Annotated in this window: 25 protein-coding genes; 8 read left to right on the top strand and 17 right to left on the bottom strand. The window is 62.9% G+C overall.

Annotated elements, in window-relative coordinates; translation table 11 throughout:
• Positions 1-65 precede the first annotated feature (65 nt).
• The 3 genes from ACR0AO_RS01875 to ACR0AO_RS01865 all read right to left on the bottom strand — a co-directional run bounded on the left by ACR0AO_RS01875 (position 66) and on the right by ACR0AO_RS01865 (position 1,487).
• A complete protein-coding gene (locus ACR0AO_RS01875; protein ID WP_480599196.1) occupies positions 66-437 on the bottom strand; it encodes a YybH family protein in 372 nt (123 codons plus the stop codon).
• 208 nt (positions 438-645) lie between these two features.
• Positions 646-1,086: a copper chaperone PCu(A)C gene (locus tag ACR0AO_RS01870; RefSeq protein ID WP_480599192.1), complete on the bottom strand. Its 441-nt coding sequence runs from the start codon at positions 1,084-1,086 to the stop codon at positions 646-648.
• A 50-nt stretch (positions 1,087-1,136) separates the two neighbouring features.
• Positions 1,137-1,487: a hypothetical protein gene (locus ACR0AO_RS01865; RefSeq protein ID WP_480599190.1), complete on the bottom strand. Its 351-nt coding sequence runs from the start codon at positions 1,485-1,487 to the stop codon at positions 1,137-1,139.
• A 154-nt stretch (positions 1,488-1,641) separates the two neighbouring features.
• On the opposite strand from ACR0AO_RS01865, the gene ACR0AO_RS01860 reads away from it, so the two are divergent.
• A complete protein-coding gene (locus ACR0AO_RS01860) occupies positions 1,642-2,136 on the top strand; it encodes a cytochrome c (protein WP_480599188.1) in 495 nt (164 codons plus the stop codon).
• 24 nt (positions 2,137-2,160) lie between these two features.
• Here ACR0AO_RS01860 and ACR0AO_RS01855 read toward each other — a convergent pair whose 3' ends face one another.
• From ACR0AO_RS01855 to meaB, 5 genes are all read right to left on the bottom strand, one after another.
• Positions 2,161-2,589, bottom strand: coding sequence for a CBS domain-containing protein (locus tag ACR0AO_RS01855; RefSeq protein WP_480599186.1), 429 nt, complete (start codon positions 2,587-2,589; stop codon positions 2,161-2,163).
• A gap of 153 nt (positions 2,590-2,742) precedes the next feature.
• Positions 2,743-3,399 carry a pyridoxamine 5'-phosphate oxidase family protein gene (locus tag ACR0AO_RS01850; RefSeq protein WP_480599184.1) on the bottom strand — a complete coding sequence of 219 codons (657 nt, stop codon included), beginning with the start codon at positions 3,397-3,399 and terminating at the stop codon, positions 2,743-2,745.
• 124 nt (positions 3,400-3,523) lie between these two features.
• Positions 3,524-3,811 carry a 50S ribosomal protein L28 gene (rpmB, locus tag ACR0AO_RS01845; RefSeq protein WP_480599182.1) on the bottom strand — a complete coding sequence of 96 codons (288 nt, stop codon included), beginning with the start codon at positions 3,809-3,811 and terminating at the stop codon, positions 3,524-3,526.
• Positions 3,812-4,013: 202 nt separating this feature from the next.
• Positions 4,014-5,147, bottom strand: coding sequence for a Hint domain-containing protein (locus ACR0AO_RS01840; RefSeq protein ID WP_480599180.1), 1,134 nt, complete (start codon positions 5,145-5,147; stop codon positions 4,014-4,016).
• A 155-nt stretch (positions 5,148-5,302) separates the two neighbouring features.
• Positions 5,303-6,280, bottom strand: a complete 978-nt coding sequence (gene meaB, locus ACR0AO_RS01835; protein WP_480599178.1) for a methylmalonyl Co-A mutase-associated GTPase MeaB — start codon at positions 6,278-6,280, stop codon at positions 5,303-5,305.
• Positions 6,281-6,405: 125 nt separating this feature from the next.
• On the opposite strand from meaB, the gene hrpB reads away from it, so the two are divergent.
• Positions 6,406-8,856 (top strand): ATP-dependent helicase HrpB, encoded by a 2,451-nt coding sequence (gene hrpB, locus ACR0AO_RS01830; RefSeq protein ID WP_480599176.1) that lies wholly within the window; start codon positions 6,406-6,408, stop codon positions 8,854-8,856.
• 105 nt (positions 8,857-8,961) lie between these two features.
• Positions 8,962-9,885, top strand: coding sequence for an HNH endonuclease (locus ACR0AO_RS01825; RefSeq protein ID WP_480599174.1), 924 nt, complete (start codon positions 8,962-8,964; stop codon positions 9,883-9,885).
• A 78-nt stretch (positions 9,886-9,963) separates the two neighbouring features.
• On the opposite strand, the gene ACR0AO_RS01820 is transcribed toward ACR0AO_RS01825, so the two are convergent.
• From ACR0AO_RS01820 to gndA, 3 genes are all read right to left on the bottom strand, one after another.
• Positions 9,964-11,574, bottom strand: coding sequence for a GMC family oxidoreductase (locus ACR0AO_RS01820; protein ID WP_480599172.1), 1,611 nt, complete (start codon positions 11,572-11,574; stop codon positions 9,964-9,966).
• Between the two features lie 140 nt (positions 11,575-11,714).
• Positions 11,715-12,383: a pyroglutamyl-peptidase I gene (gene pcp, locus ACR0AO_RS01815; RefSeq protein ID WP_480599170.1), complete on the bottom strand. Its 669-nt coding sequence runs from the start codon at positions 12,381-12,383 to the stop codon at positions 11,715-11,717.
• A gap of 163 nt (positions 12,384-12,546) precedes the next feature.
• Complete coding sequence (gene gndA / locus ACR0AO_RS01810; protein WP_480599168.1) at positions 12,547-13,944, bottom strand: NADP-dependent phosphogluconate dehydrogenase; 1,398 nt, start codon at positions 13,942-13,944, stop codon at positions 12,547-12,549.
• 162 nt (positions 13,945-14,106) lie between these two features.
• Here gndA and ACR0AO_RS01805 point away from each other — a divergent pair, with 162 nt between their 5' ends.
• On the top strand, positions 14,107-14,565 hold the full coding sequence (locus tag ACR0AO_RS01805) for an NUDIX hydrolase (RefSeq protein ID WP_480599166.1): 459 nt from the start codon (positions 14,107-14,109) through the stop codon (positions 14,563-14,565).
• Between the two features lie 92 nt (positions 14,566-14,657).
• On the top strand, positions 14,658-16,136 hold the full coding sequence (locus tag ACR0AO_RS01800; protein WP_480599164.1) for an inorganic phosphate transporter: 1,479 nt from the start codon (positions 14,658-14,660) through the stop codon (positions 16,134-16,136).
• Positions 16,137-16,311: 175 nt separating this feature from the next.
• On the opposite strand, the gene ACR0AO_RS01795 is transcribed toward ACR0AO_RS01800, so the two are convergent.
• The 5 genes from ACR0AO_RS01795 to ACR0AO_RS01775 all read right to left on the bottom strand — a co-directional run bounded on the left by ACR0AO_RS01795 (position 16,312) and on the right by ACR0AO_RS01775 (position 21,052).
• Positions 16,312-17,070: a hypothetical protein gene (locus tag ACR0AO_RS01795; protein WP_480599162.1), complete on the bottom strand. Its 759-nt coding sequence runs from the start codon at positions 17,068-17,070 to the stop codon at positions 16,312-16,314.
• Between the two features lie 140 nt (positions 17,071-17,210).
• On the bottom strand, positions 17,211-18,302 hold the full coding sequence (locus tag ACR0AO_RS01790; protein WP_480599160.1) for a 2-dehydropantoate 2-reductase: 1,092 nt from the start codon (positions 18,300-18,302) through the stop codon (positions 17,211-17,213).
• A 36-nt stretch (positions 18,303-18,338) separates the two neighbouring features.
• Entirely contained in the window at positions 18,339-19,265 is a 927-nt protein-coding gene (argF, locus tag ACR0AO_RS01785; RefSeq protein ID WP_480599158.1) for an ornithine carbamoyltransferase, read from the bottom strand.
• A 74-nt stretch (positions 19,266-19,339) separates the two neighbouring features.
• Entirely contained in the window at positions 19,340-20,527 is a 1,188-nt protein-coding gene (locus tag ACR0AO_RS01780; protein WP_480599155.1) for an acetylornithine transaminase, read from the bottom strand.
• Positions 20,528-20,794: 267 nt separating this feature from the next.
• Positions 20,795-21,052 (bottom strand): zinc ribbon domain-containing protein, encoded by a 258-nt coding sequence (locus ACR0AO_RS01775; RefSeq protein ID WP_480599153.1) that lies wholly within the window; start codon positions 21,050-21,052, stop codon positions 20,795-20,797.
• Positions 21,053-21,125: 73 nt separating this feature from the next.
• On the opposite strand from ACR0AO_RS01775, the gene ACR0AO_RS01770 reads away from it, so the two are divergent.
• From ACR0AO_RS01770 to ACR0AO_RS01760, 3 genes are all read left to right on the top strand, one after another.
• Complete coding sequence (locus ACR0AO_RS01770) at positions 21,126-21,491, top strand: MerR family transcriptional regulator (RefSeq protein WP_480599151.1); 366 nt, start codon at positions 21,126-21,128, stop codon at positions 21,489-21,491.
• Between the two features lie 51 nt (positions 21,492-21,542).
• Positions 21,543-22,421 (top strand): DMT family transporter, encoded by an 879-nt coding sequence (locus ACR0AO_RS01765; protein WP_480599149.1) that lies wholly within the window; start codon positions 21,543-21,545, stop codon positions 22,419-22,421.
• Between the two features lie 124 nt (positions 22,422-22,545).
• Complete coding sequence (locus ACR0AO_RS01760; RefSeq protein WP_480599147.1) at positions 22,546-23,787, top strand: MFS transporter; 1,242 nt, start codon at positions 22,546-22,548, stop codon at positions 23,785-23,787.
• On the opposite strand, the gene ACR0AO_RS01755 is transcribed toward ACR0AO_RS01760, so the two are convergent.
• Positions 23,784-24,590, bottom strand: a complete 807-nt coding sequence (locus ACR0AO_RS01755) for an ABC transporter permease (RefSeq protein WP_480599145.1) — start codon at positions 24,588-24,590, stop codon at positions 23,784-23,786. The genes ACR0AO_RS01760 and ACR0AO_RS01755 overlap by 4 nt on opposite strands.
• Positions 24,591-24,689 lie beyond the last annotated feature (99 nt).

Here is a 24,689-nt window from a genome sequence, read left to right as displayed (position 1 = left end):
CCAACATGGCGACCGCTTGCGCTCACGGCGCCATGGCGGTGGACTCGCTGAAGGCCGCGCTGGCCCTAGGGCCGGTCGCTGTTGAAGATTGAGACGGCGACCTTCCAGGTGCCATCCGGCTGGCGTTTCAGGACGTTGACGAACTTGCCCTCTTCGGACGGGGTCGTGCCAGTGACGGCATAGGTTCCGATCTGGTAAGCCATATCACCCTCGACCCCGTATTCGATCAACGCATTGCTGTGGGTGCCACCGCCGGAGACCTCCATCCGTGACCGGTAGACTTCCTCAAAGGCGTCTCTGCCGCGGATCATGGGCTGGCCGGGCGCCAGCAGGACGACATCTTCAGTGAAGAACGCAGCGCAGGCGGCGGCGTCGCCCCGGTTGAAGGCGTCATTATACGCGTCATCGAAGTCTTCGAGTATCTTTTTCATATCCATGGTCAAAATCCTCGATCACCAATCCCGGCGCGCGGGCGCAAGTGCTGCGGCACCGCCATCACAACCCATCCTAGCACGAAACGGGCGGCCTTCAGGCCGGTTGAATGCAATTGCCTGAGGGCGCAACGGCAACAGGCCGGGTCCAACCCGGCCTGACGCATGGATGAGGGCCGCAGCGCGGCCTGAAGACAGGCGTTGGCGCCTGCGGTCAGCGGTTCAGATCGACAGGGATCTCGACCTCGATTTCGCCGGCGTTCTCGAATACCAGCGTGACCGGGACCATGGCGCCCTGTTCGAATGGCTGCTTGATCCCCATGAACATCACGTGATCGCCGCCACGCTCGAGGGGGTGGGTTTCGTTCGCCGGGATGGCAAAGCCCTCTTCGACATGCACCATCTGGGCCACGCCATCGTCGTTGATCCGGTGGGTATGCAGTTCGACCCGGGCGGCCACATCCGATTTCGCGTCGATCAGCCGGTCATCGGCGTCCGAATGGTTCATGATCATCATGAAGGCCGCCCCGGCCTTGGCGTTCTTGCCCGAGGAGCGGGCATAGGCGTCTTCGATCATGATCATGCCGTCGGCCAAAGCGGCACCGGCGAGGGTCAGGGTTGCGACTGCGGCGAGCAGGGTGGATTTGAGCGACATGGCGTCTCTCCTATTCATTTGATGTCTGTTTTTCAGGATGGATGCGAATTTCAGACAGCGGACGGAGGCGCACGCGCCGCAGCGTGCAAATGCAGCTGGGGCGCGCCGAGGTCTGCCGCACGCAGGGGCGCGGGGCGATCGTGCTTGGGTGCAACAGGAAGCGGCGGCTGGTCCGGCAGAACCGCCCCAAGCAGCGCCAACGCATAGTCGGGGCAAAAATGCGGCGGGCTCGCTGGCTGGCCGTCTTCGTCGAAATAGACGATCACGGGGCCTGTGCCGGTGCAGATCTCCATCTGCCCCACGGCGGCGCTCATCCCGCGCGAGGCGGCAAAGCTCTGACCGGTGAGGACCAGCAGCAGGGACAGCGCAAGCGCCAGATATGAGCGGAACAGGCGGGCCATTTCCCGCAATCTATACGTCGTGAGAAAGACCGGCTTCAAGCGCGGATCACGGGCCTGCGACAGCACAGCGCTGGAGTTTGAACCCACCCCGCATCGGCATTCGATGCCGAAATGCGGTGGAATATGGTAAGATCGTTCCATCACGGAGGATGAGATGAAACGTTTGATATCATGCCTGTCGGGCTTGGCATTCACGTTTGGCGCCAATCATGCATATGCCCAGTCAGTAGAGTATGAGCTTGGTCAGATCGTCGTGACACGCAAACCGATGATGTTCGACCTGCAGACCGCATACTGGACGCTGCTGGCCGTCAAGAACGGCGAGAGCGACGACTATCAGGGCGCGGCCGAGGTTGCACGAACCATGTCGGAGATCATGGGCGAGTTCGTCCTGTTGATGGAGCCCGGCACAGCTAGGGGAGAAGCGCCGGGAAGCCGGGCGAAACCCGAAGTCTGGAGCGACGCCGCCGGTTTCGCAGCCGCTGCCGAAGCCTTTCAAACCAGTGCCGCAGCCTTTGCCGACACCGCCGCCACCGGGGATGCAGAAGCCTACTCCGAAGCGTTCGACGACTTTACAGCCGCATGCACGGCGTGCCATGGGTTCCGACCCTCCAGCGGGGGTCCGTTTCGCTTTGCCAAGGGTGAATAGCGGCACCGGAAATACCCCGGGCTTTCAACCGCTGATATAGCGCTCCAGTTGCTCGATGACGAATTGCTGGTCGCTGATGATGCTTTTGACAAGATCGCCCATCGACACGATGCCCAGCAGCCGCCCCTGATCCATCACCGGCAGGTGGCGGATGCGCAGATCGGTCATGACAGCCATCGCTTCCTGCACGGTCTGGTCGGGCGGCGCGAAAGAGACTCTGGTGGCCATGACGTCCCCCACCCGTGTTTTCGGCGAGGATCGGCCTTTCAGGAACACTTCGCGCGCATAGTGGCGTTCGGTGAAGATGCCTGTGACCTTGCCGCCCTGCACCACAACGATGGCACCGACATTCGCGTCGGCCATCTTTTTAATGGCGTCCAGAACCGTCGCATCAGGGGGAATCGTCAGAACATCCTGACCCTTGGCGTTGAGTAATTGCTGAAGTGTCGGCATGGTCCTCTACCTCGCTCAGCAGATGGTGGCCCGATGAAAAATCATCTCCACAAACCGCGACAAACACAATGATTCAGATCAATTAATGACCATTCTTTTCAATATTATGTCTAGGCTAAAAACGAGGCTGGAATTCCCCGGTAGGTGATAGGCCTACTCCAGACCCTTCCAGAAATTCCGCCGATACTCGGCTTCGGTGGTTGTCTCGCCGCTTGCCGCCGCCTTTCGGCGGTCTTGTTCCGGCAGCAGCTCCTGCAGGTAGTCGACGCGTTTCCAGTCCGGGACGGGTGTTTCGGCACCGGGCCGTGGCACGTATTCCGAAGCAGCCGTGCGCCGGTGTCGGTGGATGTAACGGGGGCAGTTGGTGAAGATGTTTTCCAGTTCGACCTGCACCACCATCAGCGCCTCGGGATAGGTGCCGAGCAAGGGCGATGACGTCGACCCTTGCGCCCGACCGTGCAGACGCAGGCGACGGGGCTGTTCGAGATCGATGAACAGCATGCCAACCCTGGCAGTATCGGCGATGTTTCCGACCGAATAGAACATGCCGTTTCCATCATAGATCGGGAAACACAGCGTGCGATCGTCGAGGATGCGCACGAATCCGGGTGCGCCGCCCTTGTAGGAAACCGAAGGAAAACCAGTGTGATCTATGGTGGACAGGAAGAAGAAGTCGCTGGACGCGATGAACTTGCGATCCATCAGGGTCAATTCCGAGCGCATGACATTGTCGCGCAGCGCGTCGGCCAATCTTCGGGTCTCGAACCGGTCCTGCAGATGCCGGTGTGCGCTGGAATAGAACTCCGCCATGGGCCACCTCCCTTTGGGGGCGCAGCCTAGCAGATTTGTGGTTGTCCGTCGCGCTGGCAGCGCACACGCAAAAAACCCCGTACCGGCACAGGACGGGGTTTCAAAATCTGATTATCGAAAGCGATCAGGCCGAGGCTTGGGCCTTGGCGATCTCTTTTTTGACTTTCAGCGCGTTGGCGGACAGATCTTCGTCCTTGGCCTTGGCCAGGAACGCATCCAGACCGCCGCGGTGATCGACCGAGCGCAGGGCGGATGCCGAGATGCGCAGCTTGACGCCGCGGCCCAGGGTTTCCGACTGCAGGGTCACGTCGTTCAGGTTGGGCAGAAAACGACGCTTGGTTTTGTTGTTGGCATGGCTGACATTGTTGCCAGTCATCGGGCCTTTTCCGGTCAGTTCGCAACGGCGCGACATGGTTACTTCCTTTGTTTCTGGTGGCAGGGCTTGCGGCCTTCTGCCAAATCACAAGGGGCGCGGCCCGTGGGCGCGCCCGAAAACTGGTTGGATGCGTTTAGGAGGAATCGCGGGAAGGGTCAAGACAGGCGATGCGGAATCTTTGCCAAACCTCGCAAAGAGTGCATGTGCAGGTCGTATCTGCCGACGGCTGGACGCGCGGTCAAGCCTGCAACAGAGGTTTGTTGTTCCTCAGATGCCGGGCGACCAGTTGCGCCTGTTGCCGTCCGCGCGGGATGTAGCGGGCCGGGTCTGGACTGTAGCCCGTGTTCCTCAGCTCCGGGAAGATGTCGAAAATCTCGCGCCGTGCATCATGGCTCAGCGATCTGAGCGCCTCGGGCCCGGTAAAAAGGCTTTCGGTCGGGGCATCTTCGGCGAAGATGACTTCGTGCCGGTCAAAAAGCAGATGGAAATATTCGACGCTCTCAACGGCTTCATCGACGAAAATGCCCGGAAGCGCAGTCAGCTTGATCGCCGGAATCAGAACTTCGGGCGCACCGAACATGCGCATGGCGATTCGGGAGTTGACGAGCATGCGGTGCTGCCGGGACACCAGCAAATCGCGTCTCGGCAGCCCCCTGCCCAGGGTTCCCGACAGAATGCGGACGGGATACCGCTTGTGATCGACCTGCAAATCCGCCGCATCGAACCGTCTGCGGCCCGTCCAGCGGATGCGTTGCAGCCCGTTGCCTCGGGTCAGGATCAGGTCGCCGGGTTTGAGGTTTTGTACTTTGGTGGTCCCTTGTTTCGCCTGAATCCGCGTGTGCCGGGAAAAACAGGGAAAGCCGGCACCGGATTCGAAATTCGTGTAGTTGACCGTTGTCCCGGACGGCAGGGTGAACGAACCGGCGGACAAGGTATAACTGACCCCTTCCTCGACCGTGATCGTACCGAACGTGTCGTCGCTGATGACGGTGCCCACCGGCAGGTTGAGAGCGTCGTTGCCAGCCCCTCCGCGCAAGCGGCCGGTTACGTCTGTGCTGATGAAATTGAGAGTATCGTCGCCACCGCCGAGTTGAACATCGTCGACCATCGATCCCTGTATGGTGACCGTGTCGGCATCGTTCCCGGAATTGACCTGCCCAATGACGGTGCTACCCGAAATGTTGATGGTATCGGAACCGTTATCCCCACGGACGCTGCCGGAAATCGTGCTGTCGGTCACGTTTATGGTGTCGTCACCCTGCCGACCGCGCACGTTGTCGATCGGTGTCCCCTGCGGCGTACCATTCAGGGTGCCGCTGTCGTTCGTGACTTCGATGTCGTCGGGACCATTGGTCCCGTTGATGTCGGGCATGATCGGCTATTCCCGTCGCTTCAGTCAGCTCGGCGCATGACCACCCATGTCAAGCGCATTCGACATGAGCTTGCAGTCAACACAACTCATAGCTGCATCAAATCGAATGATACACGATCAGCGACAGTGATTCCACCTCAGACCCAAGGCCGCATTCAGCCTGTTGCAAGCGCAGCCAGCATCCGATCGGCGGCGGCGGACGGGCTGAGGTTTCCCTGAGCCACTTCGGCATTGAGTCGCGCCATTTCTGCCTTGGCGGCCGCGGTATCGAGACGGGACAGGAGCGCGTGGCGCACCTCCTGGTCGAACCAATAGCGTGCCTGGGCCGAGCGGTTGGCCTCCCAGTGGCCGTTTTCCTTGCGCCAGTCCGCCAGGGCCTGCATTTCGGCCCAGGCCTCCGCCAGTCCCTGTTCGGCGGCCGCCGAAACGGTGAGCGCCTTCGGATAGTGCGGCGGGTCCTGCGGGCGCTTGCGCAACAGCCGCAGCGCACCGGCATAGTCGGCGCAGGTGCGGATGGCGGTGTCTTTCAGCGCGCCGTCGGCCTTGTTGACCAGTATGAGGTCGGCCATTTCCATGATGCCGCGCTTGACGCCCTGCAATTCGTCGCCGCCTGCGGGTGCCAGCAGCAGCAAAAACAGGTCGGACATTTCCGAGACGACGGTTTCGGATTGCCCGACGCCCACGGTTTCGATCAGGATCACGTCAAAGCCTGCTCCCTCGCACAATGCCACCGCCTCGCGCGTGCGGCGGGCGACGCCACCCAGATGGGTCTGACTGGGAGAGGGTCGGATGAAGGCGTTTTTCTCGCGGCTCAGGCGCTCCATCCGTGTCTTGTCGCCCAGAATCGAGCCGCCCGAGCGCGCCGAGCTGGGGTCCACGGCCAGCACCGCAACCCGCAGCCCTTGCCCGGTCAGCAGCATGCCAAAGCTTTCGATGAAGGTGGACTTGCCGACGCCCGGCGTGCCGGACAGCCCGATGCGCAGCGCCTGACGCTGCGCGGTCGCAAGGTGTTCGAGCAATTCAGTCGCCTGCGCGCGATGATCGGGGCGTCTGCTTTCGACCAGTGTGATCGCGCGCGCAAGGGCACGGCGGTCGCCTGTCAGTACCTTGTCGCCAAGTTCTGCGATGTTCATGCGCGCTCCCCTTCCAAAATTTGCCCTAGATGACGTGGCCGGATGCGGTTTGTCCAGAGCCGTCGGGTGACGGGATTTGCCGCAGGTGCGCTGGACCTCTGCCAAGGCTTTGGCGATAAGGCGGCATGGACCGACTGCCGATAGACGACGCCCTGCCCGATCTAATTGCCGCGCTGAAGGCGCGCGGGCGGGCGGTGCTGCAGGCCCCGCCCGGCGCGGGCAAGACGACGCGGGTGCCGCTGGCGATGCTGGAGGCCGGCCTGTGTGCGGGCCGGATCGTGATGCTGGAGCCACGCAGGCTGGCGGCGCGGGCGGCTGCCGAGCGGATGGCCGAGACGCTGGGCGAGCGGGCGGGAGAGACCGTCGGATACCGGGTGCGTGGGGATGCGAAGGTGTCAAAAGCCACGCGGATCGAAGTGGTGACCGAGGGCATTCTGACCCGGATGCTGCAATCCGAGCCGGATCTGCCGGGCGTCGGCGCGGTGATTTTCGACGAGTTTCACGAACGGTCGCTGAATGCCGATCTGGGGCTGGCGCTGGCGCTGGAAGTGGCGGGTGCATTGCGGGACGACCTGATCCTGCTGGCGATGTCGGCGACATTGGATGCGGAACCGGTGGGCGCGTTGATGGATGCCCCTCTGGTGACGTCCGAGGGGCGCAGCTATCCGGTGGAGACCCGCTGGCTGGAGCGCCCACTGGGGCCGAAGGCGCGGCGGCTGGACGCGCTGGTCGATCTGGTTGTGCGGGCCGAGCGCGAGACGCGGGCGACAGGCGGCGGAATGCTGGTATTTCTTCCCGGCGAGGGCGAGATCCGGCGGGCCGAGGCGGTGCTGACGACGCGTTTGTCCGGCGACTGCGAGGTGCGGCCGCTGTTCGGGGCGATGCCCTTTGCCGCCCAGCGCGCAGCGATCGCGCCAGTTCAGACAGGGCGCAAGGTGGTGTTGGCGACATCGATTGCCGAAACCTCGCTGACGATTCCCGATATCCGGGTGGTGGTGGATATGGGACAGGCGCGCCGGGCGCGGTTCGATCCGGGCGCAGGCATGTCGCGGCTGGTGACCGAACGGGTGACGCGGGCCGAGGCGACCCAGCGGGCGGGGCGTGCGGGACGGGTGGCCGAAGGGGCTTGTTACCGGCTGTGGTCGAAGGGGGAAGAGGGTGCATTGACGGCATTTCCGCCCGCCGAGATCGAGGCGGCCGACCTGACCGGGCTGGCGCTGGAGCTTGCCTTGTGGGGCGCGGAACCGGGTGATCTGGCCTTTCTGACCCCGCCGCCAGAAGGGGCGATGGCCGAGGCGCGGGCTTTGCTGGCGATGCTGGGGGCGCTGGACGCCAAGGGCCGGATCACCGGTCATGGACGGGCGCTGGCAGCACTGCCCCTGCATCCCCGGCTGGGACATATGCTGGTCACGGCGGGGGGCGCGGCGGCCCCGCTGGCCGCTTTGATGGCCGAGCGCGATCCGCTGAAGGGCGCGCCGGCGGATCTGGGCCTGCGGCTGGAGGCGCTCAGGGATGCGAAAGCGTTTCGGCGCAACCGGCCGTTCGCGCTGAATCCGGGGGTTCTGGACCGTATCCGTGCGGAAACCGGGCGATTGCGCGGACAGGCGAAGACGCCTGAAGGGCGGATGAGCGCAGCCGCGATGGCGGCGTTGGCCTATCCCGACCGCATCGGGCAGCGGCGCAAGGGCGATGTGCCGCGCTTTGTCCTGTCGGGCGGCAAGGGCGCGGTGCTGGAGGGCGGCGATACACTGGCCGGAGCGCCCTATCTGGTGGCGATCGACACTGACGGGAACCCGCGCGAGGCGAAAATCCGGCTGGCCGCGCAGATCTCGGAGCGTGAAATCCGGGATCTGTTTGGCGATCAGACCGGCTGGGATGATGTCTGCGCCTGGTCGAAGCGCGAGCGCCGGGTGGTGGCGCGGCGGCAGGAGCGGTTCGGGGCGATCACGCTGGAGGACCGGATTTGGAAGGATGCGCCGGATGCGGCGGTGGCAGCGGCGATGCTGGACGGGGTGCGCGATCTGGGTCTGCGGCTGAACGGGGCCGCCGCGCGGCTGGCGGCGCGGGTGGAACTGGTACGGGCAAACGGCGCCGATTTGCCGGATTTTTCCGCACAAGGCTTGCTGGAAACGGTGGAAAGCTGGCTTCTCCCGATGCTTTCGGGCGTGAAAAACGCCGAGGACTGGAAGCGGTTCGACCTGCTGCCCGCGCTGCGGGCGGCGTTGAGCTGGGAGCAGATGCAGGAGCTTGACCGAAGCGCACCGGGATCGTTCGTCACACCGCTGGGACGGAAGGTACCGATTGATTATGGCGGAGCGGTTCCGGAGATTTCGGTGCGGTTGCAGGAGCTGTTCGGTCTGACGCGGCACCCTGTGGTGGGGGGAGAGCCGCTGAAGATCACGCTTTTGTCTCCGGCGCAGCGGCCCATTCAGATCACCCGCGATCTGCCGGGATTCTGGGCGGGTTCCTATGCGGATGTGCGCAAGGATATGCGGGCGCAATATCCCAAACATCCTTGGCCGGAAGATCCGACCGAGGCCGATCCGACGTTGCGGGCGAAACGGCGGGGGAGTTGAGGTTGCGTTCTTTTTCCCTACGGATGAATTCTTTCATCTAGAGGCCCGTAGACTCCGAACAGATATTTTGCTTGCTATTTCACCTTTTGTCGTTTTCCTGAGCGCATGGTGAAACTGGTTCTTTTGCACAAAGCCAATTCTATTTACGATGACGAACCCGATGTCCGATACGATTTCCCACGCACCTATCTGAAAGCAATCCAGCAGGCGATCGGGGACTGGATCATCTACTATGAACCAGTCAAGGCCGGACCCAGAGGATATTTCGCCGTCGCACAGATATCGGACGCTATTGAAAATCCTGCCGTCAAGGGGCGCTTTCTGGCGTTGATCAAACCGGGCAGCTATCTGCCATTCGATCAGGATGTCCCGCGGCTCGCTGGTGGACGCCCCTTGGAGGCGGCGCTCGCAGAACCCGACGGAACACCCAAGAAAGGCGGCTTGGTTCAGTCGGCAGTACGTGTCCTGCCGGAAGCGGAGTTTACCCATATCGTCAATCTGGGGCTACCGGAGGACTTGGAACAGATGGAAGCCGGTCGCTATGGTCACGCGCCAATCGCGTTGGAGGAGGAGGCGCAAATCTTCAGGCGGCCTGTTATCGAGCGACTGACCCGACGCAAATTTCGGGACGTGGCCTTTTCTCGCAAGGTTCGAGTTGCCTACGGGTATCGCTGCGCAATGTCGGGACTAGGATTGCGGAACGGCGGTGGACGACCCGAGGTACAGGCCGCCCATATCATTCCCGTCGAGAAGAATGGCAGTGACTCGGTTCGGAACGGCCTGGCTTTATCAGGAACATTACACTGGATGTTCGACCGGGGCCTGATCTCGGTGGCGGAAGACTGTGAGACGATCCTGATTTCGCACAACAAGGTACCTGCAGAGGTGGTTGACCGCCTGTTGCTGCCCGGGCGCAGGTTGATCCGACCTGATGATCCGCGCAACTTGCCACATCCTGAAAACCTGCGATGGCACCGGGAAAACGTGTTCGGCCAAATGGCGCCGGATGGGCCTTACCCAGTAATATGAAGGGACAGGCCGAGGATGCTGCCCGTCGCCATTGTCACTCCGATCAATGGCGTTTCAATGGTGATCTTCGGGATATTTTCAGCCGGATGAAGTGCGGATCATGTCGGCGGCTTTCTCGGCGATCATGATGACCGGAGAGGCGGTGTTGCCGCTGACGATTTTCGGCATGATCGAGGCGTCGATCACCCGCAGGCCGCCCACGCCATGGACCTTGAGGTCAGGCGCGGTAACGGCCATCGGATCGGTGCCCATCTTGCAGGTGCCGACCGGGTGAAAGATCGTGGTGGCGATATTGCCCGCCTCGCGCAGCAGCTCGTCATCAGTGGCGATTTCGGGGCCGGGCAGGAACTCTTGCGGGGCGTAGGGCCGCAACGCCCGTGCCGTCATGATCCGACGGGCCTGCTTGACGGCGGCGACGGCGACCTGTTTGTCGCGCGCGGCGCTGAGATAGTTGAGGCGGATATCGGGCTGCGGGTCGGGCTGGCTGGTGGTGATGTGGCAGTGGCCGACGCTTTCGGGGCGCAGGTTGCAGACCGAAACGGTGATCGCCGGAAAGGCATGCAGCGGGTCGCCGAGCCGGTCGGTCGAGAGCGGCTGGACGTGGTATTCCAGATCCGGTGTGGAAAGCGACGGATCGGATTTGGTAAAGAGGCCGAACTGACTGGGCGCCATGGAAAGCGGGCCGGACCGCCTGAGCGCGTATTCCACGCCGATGCCGATACGCCCCGTCAGAGAATTGGCCTTTTCGTTGAGCGTTTCGGTGTTCTGTACCTTGAACACGGTGCGGATCTGCAGGTGATCCTGTAGGTTTTCGCCCACGCCCGGAAGGTCGTGGACCGGCGCAATGCCCAGCCCGGACAGGCGGTCGGGCTGGCCAATGCCCGACAGTTCCAGCAGTTTGGGCGAATTGATGGAGCCTGCGGCCAGCAGCACCTCGGCCCGAGCGGTGACGGTCATGGGGCGGCCCCTGTGGCGGAAGGCGACGCCGGTGACACGTTTGCCGTCAAGGATCAGCCGGTCGGTCATCGCATGGGTCAGCACCCGCAGGTTGGGGCGTTTGCGGGCGGGACGCAGGAAGGCTTTGGTGGTGTTCCAGCGCATCCCGTTGCGCTGGTTCACTTCGAAGAAGCCCGAACCTTCGTTGTTGCCGGAATTGAAATCCGGGGTCGGCAGGTATCCGAATTCCATGGCCCCGTCCTGAAAGGCGCGCAGGATGTCCCAGCTGAGGCGCTGAGTGGTCACCTTCCATTCGCCCCCTGCCCCGTGCTGGTCGGTCTCGCCCTTGTGGTGATCCTCGGATTTGCGGAACCAGGGCAGCACATCGTCCCAGCCCCAGCCCACATTGCCCATCTGCCGCCAGCCGTCATAATCGGCGGCCTGCCCGCGCATGTAGATCATGCCGTTGATCGAGGTGCAGCCGCCCAGCACCTTGCCGCGGGGATAGACCAGCGACCGGCCGTTGAGGCCAGGCTCGGACGCGGTCTTCATCATCCAGTCGACGCGGGGATTGCCAATGCAATAAAGGTAACCCACCGGGATATGGACCCAGTGATAGCGGTCGTTGCCGCCCGCTTCGAGCAGCAGCACGCGGGATTTCGGATCTTCGCTGAGGCGGTTGGCCAGCACGCATCCGGCGGTGCCGCCGCCGATGATGACATAGTCATAGTCGCCTGTCAGTTGCTCGGTCATATCGCTCTCCCCTACCCGCCAGCTTGCCGATTGAGCTGGGGGATGCAATGGGTGAGGGTCGCGATCCGAGAGCTACGCGCAACAAGATTGTGAGAGCGCTGCTGTCAAAGGGCCAAATGCGCGCGCCCTATGTGCAACGCCTAGATTTGCAAGCGGGACGCAACCGGTTCGGTTACATCATGGGGGTTTTCGACGATTGCCGAGATGCTCACCCGAAGGCCCCTGACTGCGGTATCGGCGGACATGCTGGGTGCGCCAAGGTTTTGATCCATTGCAGCCACTTCCGGCAAATGCGGCAGGTGCACCCAACCGACCGGAATGTTCAGGTTCGCGGTCGCTGCGTGATGCAGTATTCCGTACATGAGATGGTTGCAGCAAAATGTACCCGCGGCATCCGAAATATCCGAAGGAATGCCAGCCTGGCGCATCGCCAGCACCATCGCCCGGATGGGCAGGGTTGACCTGTATGCTGCTGGCCCGTCCGGCGCCGTCAGTTCATCCTGCAAAAGCTTGCCAGCGTTGTCACGTAGACCGTAGCGTGCGCCGTCGTTGAGGTTTTGCGCCAGTCTCTCGACGGTGATCATCGACCGCCCACCATATTCACCCATCATCACAACCGCCATCGGTTGAATTTCGGAAATAGCCGCTTTGACGACTTCAATACACGTGAAAAAGGTATTGGGAATGATACGGGCCACGATCCTGGCGCCGCTCAGCGTTTCACCATCGAGGGCTCGTGCCACCTGTTCCGCCGGGTTGATAGGCGTTGTTCCGTAGGCTTCGAATCCGGTCAACAATATCTTTTGCATGATTTGTCCCTTTGGGATCAGCTTTGGGTGCCCTCACGATAGATCACTGCTGGAACGGGAACAATTATGGTGACCTGAATGCGTGAAAACGCATTTGGAGGTGAAGCTTCTGGTGTTTCGGAACGGCAATCTGTCGCATGAGATCAGATGTTTGCCTGGCACCTCACCCCCATTCGGCATGCGCCTTTCCCGATCGGTCAGTGCGTTCGAACCCGTGGTGGCCGAAGAAATCGCGCTGGGCCTGGATCAGGTTAGCGGTGCCGGTGGCCTGGCGGATGCTGTCGTACCAACCCAGCGCGCTCGCCAGCGCCGGGACTGGCAGGCCGGAGGTTATGGCCTGTGCCACGGTGGCGCGCAGGCCTGGCAATACGGGGGCGAGCAGGTCGGGAATGGCCGGGGCCAGGAATGCGGGGCGCTCGGGGGTTGCGCGCAGCGCCGGGGCAAGGTCGTCAAGCAGGGATGAGCGGATGATGCAGCCCGCGCGCCAGATTTCGGCGGTGCGGGCAAGATCGAGCGGCCAGCCATACTCGGAGGCGGCGGCACGCAGGATCTCGAAGCCCTGAAGATGGGCCAGCAGGCGGCCCGCATAAAGCGCTTGCGCCAGCGTGTCGGGTTCAGGAATTGACCCCTTGTCTCCTACGGGCGGCAGTTGCGTGGCGGCAGCGAGCCGGGCGGGTTTGGCCGATGACCAGGCGCGGGCACCGACGGCGGCCTCGATGGCCGGAGCGGACTGGCCCAGCTTGAGCGCCTCGATCACCGTCCAGCGCCCGGTGCCCTTCTGACCCGCCTGATCGCGGATCATGTCGACCATCGGTCGGCCCGAGAGCGGATCGGCGGTTTGCAGGACGCGGGCGGTGATCTCGACCAGGAACGAGGCCAGCGGGCCGGAATCCCAGCGCTGAAACAGCGCGCCGATGCGCGGGGCCTCCCACCCTGCCCCGTCGCGCAGCAGGCCGTAGATTTCGGCGATCATCTGCATGTCGGCATATTCGATGCCGTTATGCACGGTCTTGACGAAATGCCCGGCTCCGTCGGAGCCCAGATGCGCGATGCAGGGGTCGTTGTGGAACCTGGCGGCGATCGGTTCCAGCACCGGGCGCAGGTGACGCCAGCTGTGATCCGAACCGCCCACCATCATCGAGGGGCCGTGCCGCGCGCCTTCTTCACCGCCCGAGACGCCCATGCCGACGAAATGCAGCCCGGTGCCCTCGAGTTCGGCCGAGCGACGGCGGCTATCATTGAAATTGGCGTTACCCGCGTCGATCAGCGTGTCGCCGGGTGACAGCAGGGGGCGGAAGGCGGCGAGCATGGCATCCACCGGTGCGCCGGAAGGGATCATCAAGAGGATCAGGCGCGGGGTTTCGAGCTGCGCTACGAATTCCGGCAGGGATTGTGCGGTGCTGATCCTGTCGGCCAGCGCCCCGGCACGGGCCACGAAGGGTTCGATCCAGTCCGGTTCGCGATTGGTGACGCAGACGGGGATGCCGTGTTCGGCGAAGTTCAGGGCCAATGCGCTGCCCATCGTCCCAAGACCGTAGACCCCGATCCGTGCCTTGCCCATGCCTGTCCCCGCGCTGTTCGACCGGCGCAGAATGCGACATGGCGGAATTCGGCGCAACCCGGCTATGGCTGTGGATAAAATTCCCGCGGCCAGTTGAATCCTCCGGCTGAATTGCTAAGTAGAGCCAAATCGGATTTCACGCGCGAACAAGAAATCGGCAAAATGAACAAACGGTTACGCAAAGCCTGGGAAGAGGTCGTCCGACCTTTGGTCCGGCGCCCCAACGGGGTGCAGGTCGCGGCCCTGTGCACGCGCCCGTCCAGGCGCGGCGACGAAGTTTTGCTGATCACCAGCCGGGGATCCGGCAGGTGGATTGTACCTAAGGGCTGGCCCATCGATGGTCTCGACGGCGCGCAAAGCGCGTTGCGGGAAGCCTGGGAAGAAGCCGGGGTTCGCAAGGCCGATGTCTTGCAGGACCCGGTCGGGCAGTATTCGTATGACAAGACGCTGAACAACGGGTCGTCGCAGACCGTTCTAACCAGTGTATATCGGGTATTTGTCGACAGCATTTCCGATGACTATCCCGAAGCGCACGAGCGTGAACGGGAATGGGTGACACCGCTGGATGCCGCCAATCGCGTGAACGAGCCCGAATTGCAGGCCTTACTGCGCCAGTTGTAGGCCGTTCACGAAGGATTTGCGATGTTACCCTTGCCAGTCGGGTTGCAAGGGATTAGTCGCTGGCGCGACGTGACTCTCTCCGACGAAAGACCATGACCGAAACACCGACGCCAACCCGCTGGAAATCTCTGGACAAGGACCTCAAGCGCATTTCGCGGGTCGAGCAGGCGACAACCTATGTGTCGCGCCCACTGGTCGCGCCAGGGATCTCATTGGCCTTTATCGTTCTGGCCGGGCTTGTGGCCTCGGTGTTTTTTGGCGGCGGTGGCGGAAATTTAATCGTCATTGCCGCTGCGACTGTCGGCGCATATATGGCGATCAATATCGGCGCCAACGATGTGGCGAACAACATGGGGCCGGCGGTTGGAGCCAACGCCCTGACCATGGGTGGCGCCATCGCCATTGCCGCCATAGCCGAGAGTGCAGGTGCGCTGCTGGCGGGTGGTGACGTGGTATCGACGATTTCCAAGGGCATCATCGATCCGGCCTCGGTTCAGGACACGCAGGTCTTCATCTGGGCGATGATGGCGGCGCTGATTTCATCGGCGCTGTGGGTCAATCTGGCAACCTGGGTGGGCGCGCCGGTATCGACCACGCATTCGGTCGTGGGCGGGGTTATGGGAGCCGGTGTCGCGGCCGCGGGCCTGTCGGCGGTCAGTTGGGCGACCATGGGCAAGATTGCCGCAAGCTGGGTGATCTCGCCGGTGCTGGGCGGGGTGATTGCGGCGCTGTTTCTGGCACTGATCAAGCACAAGATCCAGTATCAGGATGACAAGATCGCCGCCGCACGGCGCTGGGTGCCGGTCCTGGTGGCGATCATGGCCGGGGCATTTGCCTCTTACCTGGCGGTCAAGGGACTGAAGAGGATCGTCAAGATCGATCTGGAATACGCCCTGCTGATCGGTCTGGTCGCGGCCTTTGCCTCCTGGATCGTGACGGTTCCGCTGGTGCGCCGGAAATCCGAAGGAATGGAGAACCGGACCAAGTCGATCAAGACCTTGTTCGGCCTGCCGCTGGTCATCTCGGCTGCGCTGCTGAGCTTTGCCCATGGCGCCAATGACGTGGCCAATGCGGTCGGCCCGCTGGCGGCCATCGTGCACGCGACCGAGTTCGGAGGATTTTCCGCCAAGGTGTCGATCCCGAGCTGGGTGATGGTGATTGGCGCGTTCGGCATTTCGTTCGGGCTGTTCCTGTTCGGACCGAAACTGATCCGCATGGTCGGCAGCCAGATCACCAAGCTGAACCCGATGCGCGCCTATTGCGTGGCGCTGTCGGCGGCTATCACGGTGATCGTCGCCAGTTGGCTGGGCCTGCCGGTGAGTTCCACCCATATCGCCGTGGGCGGTGTTTTCGGGGTGGGGTTCTATCGCGAGTGGCATTCCGAACGGCGGTCGCGCAAAACCTCCAGCCAACGCCCGGCCGAGATGCGTTTGGCGCGTGAGGAACGCCGTCGCCGCAAGCTGGTGCGCCGGTCGCATTTCATGACCATCATTGCAGCCTGGGTCATCACGGTACCTGCGGCGGCCGCAATGTCGGCCGTGGTCTTCGTGATCCTGAACGCGCTGGCGTGAACCGACCGGCGTTGTTGGAGAACCTTGTCAGCCGTGGGTCGCCACAGATCTGTCCGTTCGTCGATTGAGCGCATCCCCGAACCTTCGGCGAGCGCCCAGAGACCGGACCCTTTGACTGCAATCAGGTTATTGGGTGTTGCCGGGTAAATCTGAACTGGAAAGCTGTCCCGATTCCTCACGGTAGAAAGCGGTTGGTCAGTTTTACGGGCAATACTCGGACAGAAAGAACCTCTTCCGAGCCATCAAGCAGGGATGCCAGGGCCGGCACGGTATTGGTAAGTTTCAGGTCGTGAACGTATTCGGGTTTGTCCAGCCCGAGGATCATGTAGGAGAGTTGTTCGATCCGGAAACCGACTGGAGGGCCTTCGATGTCGTCAGGATTGGCGACTTTGCCCTGTTGTGTCGAGAAACGCGGCGTCTGAGCGGTATATGACACTTCAAAACGAAAGGTCCCGCCGTCCTGCGACATCTCCCAGTGATCTTCCACCTCAGCATGATTTTGCCCGTCGCCAGCGCGCGAAGCAGAGCGTCGGAATTCGGCGACAGTGTCTCGAGCTGCGGAACTTGGTGCGAGCGCGTCGGTGGCAAAGCGGTGAGTGTTGAAAATTCGCCACTCGACCTCATCGGAGCGACCCCATGTGAAGAGGCGGATGCTCATATACGCGGTATCCCGTCTTGGCTTTCCTTTCGGGTCCAGATCGGAACGGGTTTCGCCCAGTATGATCAGCAGATTCGCACCGGCCCAGGCACCCTTTGCCCATGGTGCAAGCGTCCAGCCTTCTGGCAGCAACGCCTGTGCTGCGCCCGGTCGCACTTTCATGTAGAGAAACACTTCCTCCGAAATGGTCGATCCCAGAGGCGTTTCAGCCTGCGCGGAATATGCGCCGGTCACAACCACCACGATCGCCACCAGAAATCTGCGAACTGTCTTCATCTCGTTTCTCCTTCCGGCCGGAGTAGGCCCGTCATACAGTACCACACTTCTGTATCTGAACGCCGCCGGTTGCCTTCATTCGAAGACTGAGGCAATTGGCCGGTTCTATTGCGCGCAATCTCCGGTCAAAGTCGGGAACCTCAGCCCACCGCGGCGATCCAGGACGGGCTGAGGCTGGGGCTTCGGTTGCCCGAACCCGAGGCGTCGCGGATCAGCGTGGCAACCCGTTCACAGATCGGGGTCGGGACGGAGTGCGCCTCGCCCAGCCGGATAATCTCGCCCTGCAGACTGTCGATCTCGGTAGGGCGTCCGGCCCTGAGGTCATAGGCCATCGAGGCGCGGGCGCTGGGGTCGATGGTCAGCATCCGGGCCGCGACCCGGGTAAAGAGCGGCGTCGGCAGGCGCAGGATATGGGGTGCCATCCAGGCGGGGACCGGCATGTGCGAGGCCACCTCGATGCGGGCGGCTTTCAGCACGGCCAGCGCCTCGGCCATCTGGTCGGCCATCAGCCGCCGCCAGTCCTGATCCAGCAACTGCTCGCGCAGGGACAGTCCGGACAGGGCGTTGAGCGCGTTGTTGAGGTTGATTACCAGCTTGCCCCACTGCACCGCCTCGATGCGGGCGGTCTCTTCGATCGGCAGGTAGGGCACCGAGAGTTTCCAGGCCAGGTCACCCGGCCCCGCCTTTATCATGATGTCGCCCGAAGTGGCCCGGCGCCAGGTCGCGGGGCCGGTGGGCACCACGTTGAACGGCACCATCGAAGCACGGACATCCCGTTTTGGCAGACGCGCCCTGAGCATCCGGGCGTTTGCGATACCGTTCTGAAAAGACAGTATCGGAGTGATCGCCAGGGCATATTGACCGATCAGCGCGGCCATCTCTTCGGTCGCGCCCCCTTTGACGGTGACGATCACGGCATCGGCCAGCGCCATGCAGGACGGATCGGTGGACAGGGTGAGACGCCGGGACGGGACGGTAAGTTTGAGCCCCGAGAAATCGGTGACGGTCAGCCCATGCTGCGCAACCCGGTCAAGGATGCGCGGCCGGCCCAGCAGCGTGACGTCATGACCGCCCGCCGCCAACAGCCCGCCGCAAAAACAGCCGATGCTGCCCGCACCCGCGATAGTTATATGCATGACCCCGGTCTCCACCCCTTCCCCGCCGCCATCATTGGACGAAACGACGGCAAGGGCAACGGGGCTGTTGAACACAAGACGGGGAAGCGATGACATCGTCGCTTCCCCAAAAGTCATGCGGGCGTGCGCGTGTCAGGCCCCCAGGCACCAGCGCATGATGGCTTTTTGCGCGTGCAGCCGGTTTTCGGCCTCGTCGAAGATGACCGAGTTGGGGCCGTCCATGACCTCGGAAGTGGCCTCTTCCTCGCGATGGGCGGGCAGGCAGTGCATGAACAGCGCGTCCGGTCCGGCGTGGGACATCAGCTCGGCATTGACCTGATAGGGGCGCAGCAGGTTGTGGCGGCGTTCCTTGGCGGATTGGGAATCGTGCATCGAGACCCAGGTATCGGCAACCACCAGATCGGCGCCTTCGACGGCCTTGAACGGGTCGCGTTCGATGTTAATTTTCGAACCCTTCCGGCGGGCGAAGCCCATGAATTCTTCCTCGGGGTCGAACTGGGCCGGGCCGGTGAAGGTCAGATCGAAGCCGAACTGGCCCGCTGCGTGCAAAAACGAGGCGCAGACATTGTTGCCGTCGCCGGTCCAGACCACCTTTTTGCCTGCGATGGGGCCGCGATGTTCCTCAAACGTCAGCACGTCGGCCATGATCTGGCAGGGGTGGGTGCGGTCCGTCAGGCCGTTGATGACGGGCACATCCGAATATTCCGCCATCTCGGTCAGGATGGTTTCGTCGAAGGTTCGGATCATGATCATGTCGACATAGCGCGACAGCACGCGGGCAGTGTCGGCAATGGTTTCGCCATGGCCCAGCTGCATGTCCTTGCCCGACAGCACCATGGTCTGCCCGCCCATCTGGCGCACGCCCACGTCGAACGACACGCGGGTGCGGGTAGAGGGTTTTTCAAAGATCAGCGCCACCATGCGGCCCTTGAGCGGCTGATCGTCATCGGGCGCGGCCTTGGGGCGACCCAGGCGCGCCTGTTTCATCGCGCCTGCCTGGTCGATCATGCCACGCAGGTCGGTGGAGTCGGTTTTATGAATGTCGAGGAAATGGTTCATCGGTTTTCGCTTTTAGCTGGGCGGGAAGTGGGGGCCGGCCCCCACACCCACGGAGAATTCGGAAAAAATGAAGATCAGGCGGAGGTCAGCGTGGTCTCGACCTGAGCGGCGGCCTTGTCCAGACGGATCATGGCCTGGGCGATGTCGTCCTCGGTGAGCGTCAGCGGTGGCAGCAGACGGATCACGTTGTCGGCGGCGGGCACAGTGATGACCAGATTGTCATAGCCCGCTTTGACCACATCCGTATTGGCCGCCTTGCATTTGATGCCGAGCATCAGGCCGACGCCGCGCACCTCTTCGAACACGTCTGGGTGTTCGGCAACCAGCCCTTCGAGTTTCTGGCGCAAAAGGCCCGCCTTGCGGTTGACGCCTTCGAGGAAAGCCGGAGTGGCGACCTGGTCGATCACCGCGCAGCCCACCGCGCAGCCCAGCGGGTTGCCGCCATATGTGGAGCCATGAGTGCCCGCTGTCATGCCCGAGGCGGCGTCTTCGGTGGCGAGCACCGCGCCCAGCGGGAAGCCGCCGCCGATGCCCTTGGCGACCATCATGATATCGGGGGTGATGCCGACCCATTCATGGGCGAAAAGCTTGCCGGTGCGCCCCACGCCGCATTGTACCTCGTCGAGGATCAGCAGCAGGCCGTGCTCGTCACAGATCTGGCGGAGCGCCCTGAGATCGGCGTCGGGGACGGGGCGGATGCCGCCTTCGCCCTGCACCGGTTCGATCAGGATGGCGGCGGTCTGGTCGGTGATGGCGTTGGTGACGCCGTCGAGATCGCCGAAGGTCAGATGCACGAAGCCGGGCAGCAGGGGGCCGAAGCCCTTGGTCATCTTCTCTGATCCGGCGGCGGCGATGCCGGCGGAGGAGCGGCCGTGGAACGAGCCGTCGAAGGTAAGGATCTCGACCCGCTCGGGCTGACCTTTGTCATAGAAATACTTCCGGGCCATCTTGACCGCCAGTTCGCAGGCCTCGGTGCCGGAATTTGTAAAGAACACCGTGTCGGCAAAGGTATGGTCGACCAGCTTGTCGGCCAGCGCCTGCTGCTGCGGAATCTGGTAAAGGTTCGAGACATGCCACAGCGCATGGGCCTGATCCGACAGCGCCTTGACCAGCGCCGGATGGGCATGGCCCAGCGCGTTCACCGCGATGCCGGCGCCCAGGTCGAGGAAACGTCGGCCATCCGCCTCGGTCAGCCAGGCGCCTTCGCCCTTCACGAATTCTAGGGGCGCGCGGTTGTAGGTCGGCAGAACGGACGGGATCATCGGATCATCCTTTTCGGTAGGTTGAACCCAAGTGAGTGTTACACGAGGGGCGGTTTCGTCAACTGATTTGGTCGGGGGTGCGCGCATTTTATCAATGCGCAAGGATCAAACGAGCCGGTTACGCGGCAAGGCGTCGGCGTCGGAGCGTGGGGATATGCGCGTGTTTGATCATGACCGCTCTATAGCGCCGGTATACGGGACTGAAAACCCTTGAAATGCCGTCAGTTCGAATTCAGCACCGGTTCAACCGGAAATGCAGCGCCTCGGTCAGCCGGAACGCCAGCGGTCGAGCTTTCCCATGCCACGGGTAAAGGCCCATGCGAGAATGCGGGGCATCCCTTTGGCGGCAAGCGCGTCGACGCAATGGGCCTGAAACTCTTCCAATGTGGCGTCGGGGTGGCGGAACGCCCCGCCGTCGTAGCAAAGGGAGCAATAGCAGGTGCTGCGGCCGCCATCGGCCTCGGACCCGCCGCCCTCGGGGTCTTTCGACAGTGGCATGCCGCAGCTTTGGCATTTGGGACCCATGATCGTTTCCTTGCATGGAATGATTGACTGGCATAGGATCAAAACCATGGAGTTGAGTCAATGGTTTTAGGATATGCGGATCGGAGAACTGGCGCGGCGCAGCGGGTTGAGCCGCGATACTTTGCGGTTCTATGAGCGGCAGGGGCTGATCCGGTCGGTGCCGGGGCCGGACGCGACCAACAGCTATCGCGACTATCCCGAGGACGCGCTGATCACGCTGGATCAGGTCGCCGATGCCCAGGCGGCGGGGATCAGCATCGCGGAACTGGTGATGCTGCTGGGGCAGCTGGAGGCCGCCGACCCGGACTCATTCGATGGCGAGGCATTCCTGCAGGAGCGGATCGAGGAGGTCGAAGCCCGGATCGTGCGCGCCGAACGGTTCCTGAGCAGCCTGAAACAGGCCAAGGCGGCGCTTGCGGCCCCGCCGGTTCGGCGCTGAGCGAAGAATTTCGCTTGCCAATCCGGCGGTTATGACGCACCGCTTTTGCCCATGTTCACCCCCAAGGCGCAAAACCCCGCACTGGCCGCCGGGTTCATCTTTGTCGCGACCGCGTTCATTGCGGCGACCACATTGCTGGCCAAGGCGCTGGGGACGGATACGCTGGGACCGCCGCTTAACCCGATGCAGATCAGCCATGGCCGGTTCCTGTTCGCCTTTGTGGTGATCGCCCTGGCGGTCGGCGTGTCGCGACCGCGCCTGACGCGGCCGCATTGGGGGCTGCATCTGGGCCGCACCAGTTTCGGCTGGGCTGGGGTGACGCTGATGTTTGCCTCGGTCGCCTATATCCCGATGGCGGACGCCACCGCGATTTCCTTTCTCAACCCGGTCTTCGGCATGATCCTGGCGATCCCGCTTTTGGGCGAGCGCATCGGCCCCTGGCGCTGGCTCGCTGCCGGTGTGGCGTTGACCGGCGCGCTGATTCTGCTGCGGCCGACCCCGGCAAGCTTTCAGCCGGCGGCCCTGCTGGCGCTGTCGGCGGCCGCGGTGATCGGGATGGAGCTGATTTTCATCAAGAAACTGGCAGGGCGCGAGATCCCTCTGCAGGTGCTGCTGATCAACAACGCGATGGGCCTGACGATCGCCACCGTCGCGGTGCTGTTCGTCTGGCAGGCGCCGACCGCCGCGCAATGGGCGGCGCTGGCCGGGGTGGGCGTTCTGATGGCCTGTGCGCAGTTCTGCTTTGTCAATGGCATGGCCCGGGCCGACGCCTCTTTCGTGGCGCCGATCAGCTATGCCACGTTGATCTTTGCCGCGCTCTACGACTTTGCCGCCTTCTCTGTGGCCCCGGATCTGGTCACGGTGACCGGGGCCGCGATCATCCTGACCAGCGCGCTGATTCTGGTATGGCGCGAAGCGCGATCCGGATAGGCCCGGCCCTGCGGCCGGGAAAATTTTTCGCTTCGCGCACGCACGCGACGCCCATGTCGCAATTGGTAATGAAGCCGCAACGCAAATCGGCAACCTGACACGGCTTGATTAGAGAGTTTACCTTATGCACGAAAAGCGCATTCCAGAGTGGGTCCGCCACGCCCCCGCCCCTTCGGTTCGCGACTTCGGCATCCTCGCCGGTCTCGAAGCCGTAGTGCGCGGCATTCTGATCTCAGTCTTTCCGCTGGCGATGTACCGGGCGCTGAGCGATGCGGCGATGGTTTCGTTTATGTATTTCCTGGTGGGGATCATGTCGCTTGTGGCCGGGTTGATGGTGCCCTTTGCCGTCCGCTTTGTCCCGCGCCGCTGGGCTTATACCGGCGGGTGTCTGATGTATATCGGAGGTGCCGGGCTGGCCACGATGGGCAGTGCCGAGGCGGTCATCGCCGCGCTGGCGCTGAACACGATGGCGGCGGTGGTGACCTTTATCTGCTTCAACGCCTATGTATTGGACTATATCGACCGGATCGAGTTGGGCAAATGCGAGACCAGCCGGATGTTCTATAGCGCGGCGGGCTGGACCGCCGGACCGATGGCCGGGGTGTTGCTGATGGAGATCTGGCCGCCCGCCCCGTTTGTCATCAGCGGCGTGGCGGCGGTCATCATGCTTGCGGTGTTCTGGGCGCTGCGGCTGGGCAATGGAAAGCTGATTACCAAGGCGCGCAGCCCGGCCCGCAACCCACTGGCCTTTCTGCCGCGCTTTTTCGCGCAGCCGAGGCTTGTCGCCGGGTATTTGTTCGCCATGATCCGGTCCTGCGGCTGGTGGATCTATGTGGTCTATCTGCCGATTTTCGCCATTCAGAATGGGCTGGGCGAGCAGTTGGGCGGTATCCTGCTGTCGCTGACCAACGCCATGCTGTTCGCCGCGCCGCTGATCCTGCGCTGGGTGCAGGGACGGTCATTGCGCAGCGCCGTCCGCATCGGTTTTCTGGCCTGCGCGGCCTGTTACGCGGGGGCGGGCGCCCTGTCGGGATGGCCCGCCGCTTCGGTCGCCGTTCTTGTCATTGGCTCGGTCTGGCTGATCGTTCTGGATATCTGTGCCGGGCTACCGTTCCTTCTGGCGGTCAAACCTTCGGAGCGCACGGAGATGTCGGCGATCTACTCCAGCTACCGGGACGTGTCCGGCATTCTGACCCCCGGCGTCGCCTCGGTGGTCTTGCTGTTCACGCCGATTGCCGGTGTCTTTGCGGCCGGCGGCGTGGCCCTGTACGGCGCATGGCGGATCGCGGCGCGGCTGCACCCCCGGCTGGGACGGCCGCGCACGTCGCCGGGGCCGGGTGTGTTGGCGAAGCCCAATACAGCCTAGGACTTGAGCCGGTATCCGGTTCTGATCATTTGCCAGGTGACACAACAAATCGCGAACGTCGCCACCGCGCAGATCGCCAATCCGACGGTTGGGGGGCTGTCGGAAACGCCGATCATCCCATAGCGCAGCCCGTCGATCAGGTAAAAGACCGGGTTTCCATGTGACAGCCGGTTGAGAACCGGCGGCAGCGCCTCGACCGAATAGAAGGTGCCGGACAGAAAGGCCAGCGGTGTGACGATGAAATTCGTGATCGCCGCCATCTGGTCGAACTTGTTGGCGAAAATCCCGGCAAACAGGCCCAGCGCCCCCATGAAGGCGCCCCCGAGTATGACAAAGGCCAATGCAACGAACGGGTGCTGTGGCACCAGACCCAGAACCAGCGCCAGCGCCACGCTGACCGCCAGGGCAATCAGCACGCCGCGGGCGATCCCCCCTGCAAGGTAGCCCAGCAATATCTCCAGCGGCGACAGGGGTGGCATAAGCGTATCGACGATATTGCCCTGCACCTTGGCGATCACCATCGAGGACGAGGTATTTGCAAAAGCGTTCTGGATCACCGTCATCATCATGATCCCCGGCGCCAGAAAGGTCAGGAACGGCACCCCCATCACATCGGGACGGCCCGGCCCGATGGCGATGTTGAAGATCAGCAGGAACAGACCGGCGGTGACCAGAGGCGCCAGTAGGGTCTGGGTCCAGACTGCAAGAAAGCGCTGCACCTCGCGCTGCGCCAGCGTATAGAGGCCCATCCAGTTGATGCGGCCAAAGCGCGCCTCGCCCCGATCCATGAAATACTGCATCATCCGCCCACCATCTGATTCGAAGACTGCTTGTAACTCGGCTCGCAGTGATTAGAATAGGGCGCGATGACGAATTCCGAAGGCGGCCGCGTTTTAGGGGGC

The organism is Ruegeria sp. AF8 (genome assembly GCF_056541825.1).
This window is presented reverse-complemented; position numbering and strand designations above follow the sequence as displayed.